Source organism: Corallococcus sicarius, from assembly GCF_003611735.1.
Lineage (GTDB): Bacteria > Myxococcota > Myxococcia > Myxococcales > Myxococcaceae > Corallococcus > Corallococcus sicarius.
The window spans coordinates 1-9,998 of record NZ_RAWG01000335.1 but is presented as its reverse complement, the minus strand read 5'-3'; the positions used below and the strand labels follow the sequence as shown (position 1 = coordinate 9,998).

Sequence of the window (9,998 nt, the reverse complement as noted above, 5' to 3'; positions counted from 1 at the left end):
GTCCCCCCGTCCGCTCCCCCCAAGCTCCAAGCCCGGCCGGCCGCCCGGAGGGCGAAGCGCGAGGCCCCGAACACACCGGCCCGCTGTCAGGGGGCGCTCGCTTTACAATTCCGGGGGCCGGGAACGAAGGTCAGCCCCCGGGGTTCACATGCGACGGCCGCGCGCCGTGGCTACATCCGAGGGATTCACCCACGCACAGAGGGGAGCCGCCGTGGAAGCGAAGGGCTATCTGCAGGAGGTGGGCGCGCAGGTGAGCGCCGACTTCATCAAGAACCGGTCCATCCTGTCCTTCGAGGAGTACCTCACGCTCTTCTTCGCGGACCCTCGCGGCCAGGCGCGCAACGCGGCGCAGTATCTGCGGGACGTGATGGACCACTACGGCACCGAACAGGTGCCGCACCCCACCGGCACCATCCGGCGCTTCAAGGTGTTTGACGCCCCCTCCACGGGGCGGGACGGCCGCGTCGCCGGGCAGGAGGAGGTGCAGAACGCCCTCTACCGCCTGCTGGGCAACTTCGTGCGCGCCGGCCGCATCAACAAGCTCATCATGCTGCACGGCCCCAACGGCAGCGCGAAGTCCAGCCTGGTCAACGCGCTGAAGCAGGGGATGGAAGATTATTCCCGCCAGCCTCAAGGTGCGCTGTACCGCATCGCCTGGGTGTTCCCGTCGGAGAAGCTCATCAAGGGCTCCATCGGCTTCGGGGAGCGGCCGGGGACGGGCTCTGGCGACGGGGAGCTGACCACGTTCGCCCACCTGGACGCGGAGTCCCTGGACCTGCGCATGCCCTGTGAGCTGAGGGATCACCCGCTGTTCGCGGTGCCCCCCTCGGAGCGGCGGGGCCTCTTGGAGGGCGCGCTCAAGAAGAAGGGCCTGGGCAACGGCGACGGGGAGACGGGGGACTTCATCCTCTCCGACTACCTGCGCGACGGGGAGCTGTGCGCCAAGTGCCGCCGCATCTACACCGCGCTGCTCAACGCCTACGGTGGGGACTTCCTCAAGGTCCTGCGCCACGTGCAGGTGGAGCGCTTCTACGTGTCGCGCCGCTACCAGGTGGGCACGGTGACGGTGGAGCCGCAGATGAGCGTGGACGCCGCCGCGCAGCAGATCTCCGCGGACCGCACCCAGCTCAACCTGCCCGCCGCGCTGCACAGCACCGTGCTCTTCGAACCGCACGGCCCGCTGGTGCACGCCAACCGCGGCCTCATCGAGTACGCGGACCTGCTCAAGCGCCCCCTGGAGGCGTTCAAGTACCTGCTCGGCTTCAGCGAGACGAGCGAGGTGCCCCTGGAGCCCTTCGTCCTCCAGCTGGACGAGGTGCTCATCGCGTCCTCCAACGAGAAGCACCTGTCCGCCTTCAAGGAGCTGCCGGACTTCGCGTCGTTCAAGGGCCGCATCGAGCTGGTGCGCGTGCCGTACCTGCGCCGCTACAAGGTCGAGCAGGAGATCTACGACGCGCAGATCACCCCCACCAGCGTGGGCAAGCATGTCTCTCCGCACGCCACGGAGGTGGCCGCGATGTGGGCGGTGCTCACGCGCCTGAAGAAGCCCATCCCGGACCGCTACCCGCCCAACGTGAAGCCCCTGGTGGATCAGGTGGCGCCGGTGGAGAAGCTGCACCTGTACCAGGAGGGTGGGGCGCCCGGCCGGCTCAGCACGGCGAACACCAAGGAGCTGCTGAAGCTGCGCGAGGAGATGTACGAGGAGTCGGAGTCGTACCCGAACTACGAGGGCCGCTCCGGCGCGAGCGCGCGGGAGATCAAGACCGCCCTCTTCAACGCCGCGCAGAACCCCGACTACAAGTGCCTGCACGCGCTGGCGGTGCTGGAGGAGCTGCAGTCGCTCTGCAAGGACAAGAGCGTCTACGAGTTCCTCCTGCAGGAGGTGATGGACGGCTACCACGACCACGAGTCCTTCGTGCGCGTGGTGGAGGGCGAGTACCTGGACCGGGTGGATTCCGAGGTGCGCGACTCCATGGGGCTCGTGTCGGAAGGGCAGTACCGCGAGCTGGTGGAGCGCTACATCCAGAGCGTCAGCCACTGGGTGCGCGGGGAGAAGATGCGCAACCGCGTGACGGGCGAGTCGGAGAAGCCGGACGAGGCGCGCATGGCGGAGGTGGAGGCCATCGTGATGCCGCAGGGGGAGGCGGCGGCGGACTTCCGCCGGGGACTCATCGCCTCCATCGGCGCACACCGGCTGGACAACCCGGAGGGCGTGATGGACTACCCGCGCATCTTCCCGGACATGTTCAAGCGCCTGCGCGACCACTACTTCGAGGAGCGCAAGCGCGTGCTGCGCAAGAACAAGGAGAACGTCCTCAAGTACCTCTCCGAGGACCGCAACCAGCTGTCCCCGCGCGAGCAGTCCCAGGTGCAGGGCACGCTGAAGACGATGGCGGAGCGCTACGGCTACTGCGAGTACTGCGCGAAGGACGCCATCCTCTTCCTCATGCGCCAGCGCTACGCCTGACGCGGGGCCGGGACGGAGACACCGGGCAGGCAATCAGAAGCCGATGCCTGCCCGCCTGCTTTTCAATCCGGGCAGGGGCTCGGGATGATGGGAACCGCCACCGAGTTGCACGCCTGTCGTCCCCTCGTCCCTCCTCCTCCTTGCGCCTGGAGCGTTGATGAACCGGTTGCTGTTGGGCACCCCCGTCCTGTTGGCCCTCGTGTCTTGCGCCAGTGCCCCGTCCCAGGCCCCCGAGGACATTCCGTTCGCGATGCACACGCGGGCCCCGGTGGTGGTGGAGCGCGTGCGCTCGATGCCCGCGCCGGTGGCCCAGCCGACGCGCAAGGCGATGGTGCGGCGCATCCTCCCGCTCAACGTGCGGCTCATCACGACGGAGAACGGCAAGGTGCGCCGCTCGGCCTCAGGGGTCGTCATCGGCACGGAGACCGGCGAGTCGGGGCCTGTCAGCTACGTGCTCACCAACGCGCACGCGGTGGAGCAGGGCGACCTGGAAGACCCCGTGCTCAAGGTCGTGGTGGACCGGCGCGCGGAGTCCCATGAGTTCACCGCGGAGGTGGTGGCCACGGGCGCGGTGCCGGAGCTGGACCTGGCGCTCTTGCGCGTGTCGGGCGTGACGTGGCCCGTGGCGGACCTGGCCGAGGACGACGAGCTGGAGCCGGGGGAGGACGTGGTGGTGGCCGCGTCCCCGTACGGCCGCGCGCTGTCCATCTCCGGCGGCATGGTGTCCCAGGTGGAGTGGGACAAGGAGACGAAGCACCCGCGCATGCTGAAGACGGACGCGCCCATTGGCTACGGGGCCTCCGGGGGCGGCATCTTCAGCCTGGAGACGGGCAAGCTCTTGGCCATCGTGGAGGGCTACCGCACCGCGAAGGTGGACTTCGAGGTGGCCGCGCAGAACTTCAGCTTCGACGTGCCCATGCCCGGGGAGACCTTCGCCGCGCCCAGCGCCAAGGTGCGCGGCTTCCTCCAGACCAAGGGCTTCGGCCGCCTGCTGGAGCGCGAGTCGGACGGCGCGGGGCCGCAGAAGACCGCCAGTCGCTGATCCACTCCACGTTCGGAGTGGGAGCCAGGGCTCCGCGAACTGGACAGGGCGTGCCCCGGCGGTAGAGCTGCGGGCACGTCATCTGGAGGTTCGCGCATGTCCGCTCGGGGCAATTGGGATCAGTACTTCATGGACATCGCCCAGCAGGTGGCGACGCGTGCCACCTGCGACCGCAAGCACGTGGGCGCGGTGCTGGTGCGCGACAAGACCATCCTGTCCACCGGCTACAACGGCGCCATCCGCGGCCTGCCGCACTGTGACGACGTGGGCCACATGATGGAGAACGGCCACTGCGTGGCCACCGTCCACGCGGAGGCCAACGCCATCATCCAGGCCGCCAAGAATGGCGTCTCCATTGACGGCGCGACCATCTACACCACCGCCAGTCCCTGCTGGCCGTGCTTCAAGCTGATCGCGAACAGCGGCTGCACGCGCATCGTCTTCGGCGAGTTCTACCGGGACCCGCGCATCTTCGAGTACGCCGCCCGCCTGGGGCTGCAGCTGATCGGCGTGGGGCCCGCGGCCCAGCCTCCGGCCCCCGGCACCTGAAGGCCGCGCGGTGTCCTGAGGTGGACAGACCCTGGACACGCAAGGCCTCCGGGCCCCTCCCGCGTTGGTTGAAGGACACTTGGCAGCGATTCTAAGTGGCTGACTCCACACGGGAATTTCAGAACTCCGGCAAGAATTACCGACCCAGGGTTGCCAATCCCGAGGGTGCTCCCTAAATCCTGGGTCCGGTTGGGTGGCGGCGGGGGTGGGGTCGACGGAAATTCCGAGGAGTTCCAGGTGGTTAGCTCATCAGCCTTTGCCAGCAGTGTGCCTTCTGTCCAGGATGTGTCGGACCCCGTGGTGGGCGCTGCCCGCTACGACGCCGTGCCGGCGCTGATGGACAGCCTCCTGCACGATGTGCGCAACCCCCTCAACGCGCTGGCCATCCACCTGGAGGTCCTCTCCGAGAAGCTCAAGGGCGAGTCCGGCCAGGTGCCGGCGACGCAGGAGAAGAACCTCAAGGCCATGCGCGAGCAGATCCAGCGCGTGGACGGCCTGCTCAAGCTCTTCTCGGACTTCATCGTGTTCCGCGGCGCGGGCCCTTCCGGGGACGCGCCGCTGTCGGACGCCACCGGCAAGGCCCTGGACGTGCTGGGCCATGAGAGCCGCCGGCGCAGGCTCCAGGTCCAGCGCGCCATTGAACCGGATGTGCAGGCGCGGCTCGAGGACACCACGGAGCTGGGCTTCTTCCTGGTCCAGGTGCTGATGCGCGCCTTCAACCGCGCGGATCCCGGCGGCACCGTGGTGGTCGCGGTCCGCGCCGAGGGTGCTCGCGCGGTGCTGGAGGTGCAGGACGGCTCCCCGGCGCCCGAACAGGCATCCGACACGGTGGCCGCGCTGACGCTTCGGGCCGCCCAGCTGGGCATCGAATTCGATATTCGGGCGGGGTCCTGCCGCCTGGTCTTCCCGCGCGCCTGATCCCCCCTTCGGGGCGCTGACGGGCTTCTTCGGTTACACGCTTTTTCGCAGTGGAGGTTTTCACCTTGGGCAGCGCACGAATCCTGGCCGTGGATGACGAACGTGAGACCTGCGAGGCCCTGGCGGAGATGCTGTCCGCCTGGGGTCACAAGGTCGAGACAGCGTTCGACGGGCATGACGCCCTCCGCAAGGCGGGTGAGTTCCGGCCGGATGTCGTCCTGTCGGATCTGGCCATGCCGGAGACGGACGGCCTCTGGCTGCTGCGCAACCTGCGCGAGGAGCTGCCGGACTGCCCGGTGGTGTTCCTCACGGGGCGCGGCACCATCGACACCGCGGTGGAGGCCATCCGCGAGGGCGCCTACGACTTCATCGTGAAGCCGCTGGACACCGCGCGGCTCAAGGTCTGCATCGACCGCGCGTTGGAGAAGAAGGAGACCATGCGCGAGGTGCAGACGCTGCGGCGTCGCCTCAAGCAGCTGGGCTCCACGGACCTCATCGCCAGCTCCACCGGCATGCGCAAGGTCATCGAGATGATGGAGAAGGTGGCCCCGTCCAAGGCCAGCGTCTCCATCAGCGGCGAGTCCGGCACGGGCAAGGAAGTGGTTGCCCGCACGGTGCACAACCTGTCCCTGCGCCGCGACAAGCCCTTCATCGCCATCAACTGCGCCTCCATCCCCGCGACGCTCATCGAGTCGGAGCTCTTCGGCCACGAGCGCGGCGCCTTCACCGGCGCGGATCAGCGCCGCCCGGGCGTCTTCGAGATGGCCCACGGCGGCACGCTCTTCCTGGACGAGTTGGGGGAGATCCCCATCGACCTGCAGGCCAAGCTGCTGCGCGTCCTGGAAGAGGGACGCCTGCGCCGGCTGGGCGGCAAGGTGGAGATCGAAGTGGACGTGCGCGTGCTGTCCGCCACGAACCGCGACCTGAAGCAGGAGATCAAGAACCAGCGCTTCCGCGAGGATCTCTTCTTCCGCCTCAACGTGTTCCAGCTCCACCTGCCGCCCCTGCGCGAGCGCCGTGAGGACGTGCCCATCCTGGTGCAGCACTTCGTGGACAAGTTCCGCGGGGACTCCGCCAAGCGCGTGTCCGGCGTGCACCCGGAGGCCATGGAGGTCCTCAAGAACTACGACTGGCCGGGTAACATCCGCGAGCTGCGCAACGCCGTGGAGCGCGCCGTCATCCTCTGCGACGGGGAGCTCATCACCCGCGAACACCTGCCGCCCGACATGGCCGGCAAGGGGCCGGAGCGCCACACGTTCAAGCTGCCGTTCGGCCTGAGCCTGGACGCCGTGGAGCGCGAGTACATCCTCGGCAGCCTGCAGCGCAACGGGAACAACAAGGCCCGCACCGCGGAGGTGCTGGGGGTGAGCGAGAAGACGCTCTACAACAAGCTCAACCGCTACGCGGCGGAGAACCGGGCCCAGGGCACGCCGGGCGGCCCCATGGGCGGCCAGGGCAATGACGGCCCCCTGGGTGCCAGCAGCAGCTTCCTGGTCCGCTGACCCCACGGGTAGGCTGGCCTTGCGAGATTTCGCGGCCTTCCTGGTGGCTCGCGGCGCGCGCTCGCGAGGCCTGCCAGGAAGGCTGGGAAGGCAGGGGGAGGTCTTGAAAACCCCTGTCAATTCTTGACTTTTCCCCCCTGGACGAGGGATCCTGCGCTCCTCTCCCACCTGTTGGTGAGGGCCGGCCGGGACGGATCATACCGGGCCACTTCCGCCCCCCTGGGCGCGGTTGTCCGACGTGAGTCATCTGGGGTGCTGCCGGGGGGCACAAGGAAGGCCACAACGCAATGAGCGACGCGCGAGTTCTTCACTTCTTCGGCGGCAAGGGCGGGGTGGGCAAGACCACGCTCGCGGCAGCGTACGCGGTGAGGCTCTCCGAAGAAGCGCCCAAGCACAAGGTGCTGGTCGTCTCGTTGGATCCGGTCCAGTCGCTGTCGGACCTGTTGAAGAAGAAGCTGCCGACGAAGGCCACCAAGCTGCAGGCCGGCAAGGGCGAAGGCGGGCTGTGGGGCGTGGAGTTGAGCCCGGCCGCGCTGCTCAAGCCGTTCCTGGCGGACTACCTCCCGGCGCTGGCGAAGGCGGCGGTGAAGGGCACGCACCTGTCGGACGAGGAGATGGGCAAGCTCTACCAGCAGGCCATTCCGGGGCTGGAGGAACTGGTGGGCCTGTTCCACGTCGTGGATCTGCTGGAGTCGGGTGAGTTCGACCGGATCATCGTCGACACGGCGCCCACCAGCCACACGCTGCGCCTGTTCGACATGCCGGCCCAGCTGCGCAAGTTCCTGGGCTTCGTGCGGGCGGGGCAGGACCGCGTGCCGTCCTCGGGCGGCAAGGGCAAGAAGTCGGACGCGGCGCTGCCGTCCGCGGGCGGGTTCCTGGATCAGGTCGGCCAGAAGGCGGAGAAGCTGCTGGCGCTGCTGAAGGATCCGGCGCGCACGGCGTTCCACCTGGTGACGCTGGCGGAGCCGGTGCCGGAAGCGCAGACGCGCATGTACTTCACCCAGCTGCGCGAGCGCGGCCTGCCGGTGACGGAGGTCATCGTCAACCAGGTGGAGGACCACGAGGGCTGCTCGTCGTGCCAGGGTCGCCGCGGGCTCCAGGCGCCGCACGTGCGCAAGTACCAGGCGCTGGACAAGGTTGTCCCCGTGAACCTGCTGGGCCGCCGCGAGGTGGCGCCCCGGGGGCTGGACGGGCTGAAGGAGTTCGCCAAGGAGTGGGCGGCCGGCAAGGAGACCAAGGCGCTGGAGTTCAGCGCGGCGGAAGGTCCTCCGGCGCTGGTGCGCGCTCCCTCCATGCCGCCCATCGCGGCGCCCCCGCTGCCTCCCACGCGGCTCATCTTCTTCGTGGGCCAGGGCGGGGTGGGCAAGTCCTCCTGCGCGGCCGCAGCGGCGGTGACGCTGACGGAGAAGGAGGGGCCGGTGCTCCTCATCTCCACGGATCCGGCGCACTCGCTGTCGGACGTGCTGCAGAGCCGCCTGACGGACACCGAGACCCAGGTGAAGGGCACCAAGGGCCTGTACGCGCGCGAGCTGGACATGGCGGGCTGGTTCAACGCCCTGCGCAAGCGGCTGAAGGAGAAGGCGGAGAAGGCCTTCGAGGGCGCGCCCAAGGCGGGCAACGACGTGCCGGTGGACCTGCTCTATCTGCGCAACCTGCTGGAGTGCGCGCCCCCGGGCATCGACGAGCTGGCGGCGATGTCCGTGCTCACGGACGCGCTGGTGCAGGAGCGCTTCAAGCGCATCGTGGTGGACTCGTCGCCGGTGGTGACGTCCGTGCGGGTGGTGGAGCTGGCGGACACGGCGAAGACGTGGCTGGGCGCGCTGCACGCGGTGCTCAACAAGCACCGCGCCAAGGGTCTGGGTGACCTGGCGGATGACATCGCGGGCATGCTCAAGCACGTGAAGCGCTTCGAGGACGCGCTGGCGTCTCCCAGCGAGTCGCGCTTCGTGGTCGTCACGCGCGGCGAGGAGCTGGCGGCGTCGCGCACGGAGCGGCTGGTGGAGTACCTGAAGGAGCGCAAGCTCCAGGTGGAGCGGGTGCTCGTCAACCGCGTGGGCCCCAAGTCCACCTGCGAGAAGTGCGAGAACCGCCGCAAGCTGGAGCTGAACGCGGCGAAGGCCATCGAGAAGAAGATCGGCCTGCCGGTGACGATGGCGCCCGCGCTGGGCCGTCACCCCGCCGGGCTGCGCGAGCTCAAGGCGTTCCGCACCGCGTGGTACGCGCTGTCCGCGCCGCCCGCGAAGATCAAGGCGGCCTGACGCGAAGCCGGGCGCCGTCAGGCCGCGAGCCTACCGGGGGCCCGGCGGCAGGAGTTGGGACAGCGGTAGCCGGTGCGGAAACGCGCGCCGGGCCTGTCCCAGCAGCTCCACCGCGCTCCCCCTGAGCGAGCGCAGGGCGTGGGGTGCGGGAAGCGGTTCACGTCCCAGGTGCATGGCCAGGGTGGGGCCCGCGAGCAGCAGCGCCACCGCCGGCACGATGCACAGGCCCACCACCATCCCGGCGCCGCCCACCGTGCCCACGAGGCGCAGGGTGGCAGAGGCCTGGATGCGCGGGCGCTGCAGGGCCGCGAGGATGCGCGCGAAGAGGGCGCCGCCGGTGATGCCCAGCAGCGTGGCCAGAAGCCAGCTCAGCCCTCCCAGCGGCGTGCCGAGCACGGGCTCCAGCAGCCCCGGGGCCGCGGCGGCCAGCAGGAAGGCGAGGACGAACGGCCCCGCCGCGACGATGGCCACCAATCCCCACTGTCTCGCATTGAGTCTGTGCACCGGCTCCCCCCTCATGACGAAGCTGGGCACCGGCAGGCAGGCGCGCCAGGGCACCGGTCCCTCGCGCGGGTGTAGGCGTGCACGGGACGTCACTTCAGGCGTCGCACTCCGAGGGGCTGTCGGTGAAGGCTCCCAGGCCCTCCGGGAAGGTGAGGACGCCCGTCTCGCTCAGCGTGCCGGTGAGGGGCTTCTTGCCCGGGAGCGTCACCTCCACGGCGCGGCCCCGGACGGTGAAGGTGCCCGGCGTGCGCGTCTCGCTGGGCTTGCCGTTGTCGTCCACGTGCTTCTCCCAGAGCACCACGCGGCCCCTGTCCGCGAAGCGCAGGCCCCGCGTGGTGCCGTAGACGCCGACGCCGGGGCCGTACCAGGACACGGCGCGCAGCAGGGCCGGCACGTCGGCCTCCTTCTCCGGGGTGCGACCCAGCAGCTTCTGCCAGCCGAGCGTGTCCCGGATGACATCCAGGTCCCGGTCCGCCCGGGCCCGCTTGAGCCGGCGCGCGTCCAGGCGCACGGCGGTGGTCAGCTTCTCGACGATGGCGTCGCGGTGGGCGCTGTACTCGCACACCTTGCCCTGCTTGCGCAGGACGCCCAGGGTGGCGGCCACGTTGTAGTGCGCCAGGGCGTAGTCCGGGGTGGCCTGGGCGGCGGCCTGGAACTTCTCCAGGGCCCCCGCGTAGTTCCCGGCCTGGTAGAGGCGGAACCCCTGGGTGTTGAGCGCCTGCCCGGACGGGGGGGCGGAGGGGGCGGCGGACAGTGTC

At 69.6% G+C, this 9,998-nt stretch carries 8 protein-coding genes; 6 read left to right on the top strand and 2 right to left on the bottom strand.

Features of this window, described 5'->3' with window-relative positions; all coding sequences use genetic code 11:
- The first annotated feature begins 211 nt into the window (after positions 1–211).
- The 6 genes from D7X12_RS34575 to D7X12_RS34550 all read left to right on the top strand — a co-directional run bounded on the left by D7X12_RS34575 (position 212) and on the right by D7X12_RS34550 (position 8,736).
- Positions 212–2,467: a PrkA family serine protein kinase gene (locus D7X12_RS34575; protein ID WP_120629474.1), complete on the top strand. Its 2,256-nt coding sequence runs from the start codon at positions 212–214 to the stop codon at positions 2,465–2,467.
- 157 nt (positions 2,468–2,624) lie between these two features.
- Positions 2,625–3,509, top strand: coding sequence for a S1 family peptidase (locus D7X12_RS34570; protein ID WP_120629473.1), 885 nt, complete (start codon positions 2,625–2,627; stop codon positions 3,507–3,509).
- Between the two features lie 96 nt (positions 3,510–3,605).
- Positions 3,606–4,058 carry a deoxycytidylate deaminase gene (locus tag D7X12_RS34565; protein ID WP_120545666.1) on the top strand — a complete coding sequence of 151 codons (453 nt, stop codon included), beginning with the start codon at positions 3,606–3,608 and terminating at the stop codon, positions 4,056–4,058.
- 297 nt (positions 4,059–4,355) lie between these two features.
- Entirely contained in the window at positions 4,356–4,976 is a 621-nt protein-coding gene (locus D7X12_RS34560) for a histidine kinase dimerization/phospho-acceptor domain-containing protein (protein WP_244224952.1), read from the top strand.
- Between the two features lie 65 nt (positions 4,977–5,041).
- Positions 5,042–6,478 (top strand): enhancer binding protein Nla6, encoded by a 1,437-nt coding sequence (nla6, locus tag D7X12_RS34555; protein ID WP_120629471.1) that lies wholly within the window; start codon positions 5,042–5,044, stop codon positions 6,476–6,478.
- A 287-nt stretch (positions 6,479–6,765) separates the two neighbouring features.
- Entirely contained in the window at positions 6,766–8,736 is a 1,971-nt protein-coding gene (locus tag D7X12_RS34550; RefSeq protein WP_120629470.1) for an ArsA family ATPase, read from the top strand.
- Positions 8,737–8,766: 30 nt separating this feature from the next.
- Here D7X12_RS34550 and D7X12_RS34545 read toward each other — a convergent pair whose 3' ends face one another.
- Together D7X12_RS34545 and D7X12_RS34540 are read right to left on the bottom strand one after the other, a co-directional pair.
- Complete coding sequence (locus D7X12_RS34545; protein WP_147443887.1) at positions 8,767–9,240, bottom strand: hypothetical protein; 474 nt, start codon at positions 9,238–9,240, stop codon at positions 8,767–8,769.
- Positions 9,241–9,334: 94 nt separating this feature from the next.
- On the bottom strand, positions 9,335–9,994 hold the full coding sequence (locus tag D7X12_RS34540; RefSeq protein ID WP_120629475.1) for a tetratricopeptide repeat protein: 660 nt from the start codon (positions 9,992–9,994) through the stop codon (positions 9,335–9,337).
- Positions 9,995–9,998 lie beyond the last annotated feature (4 nt).

What these genes read in the sequence shown, in the direction of transcription:
- D7X12_RS34570 (WP_120629473.1), top strand. Translation starts at nt 2,625, where the DNA reads ATGAACCGGTTGCTGTTGGGCACCCCCGTCCTGTTGGCCCTCGTGTCT.
- D7X12_RS34565 (WP_120545666.1), top strand. Translation starts at nt 3,606, where the DNA reads ATGTCCGCTCGGGGCAATTGGGATCAGTACTTCATGGACATCGCCCAG.
- D7X12_RS34550 (WP_120629470.1), top strand. Translation starts at nt 6,766, where the DNA reads ATGAGCGACGCGCGAGTTCTTCACTTCTTCGGCGGCAAGGGCGGGGTG.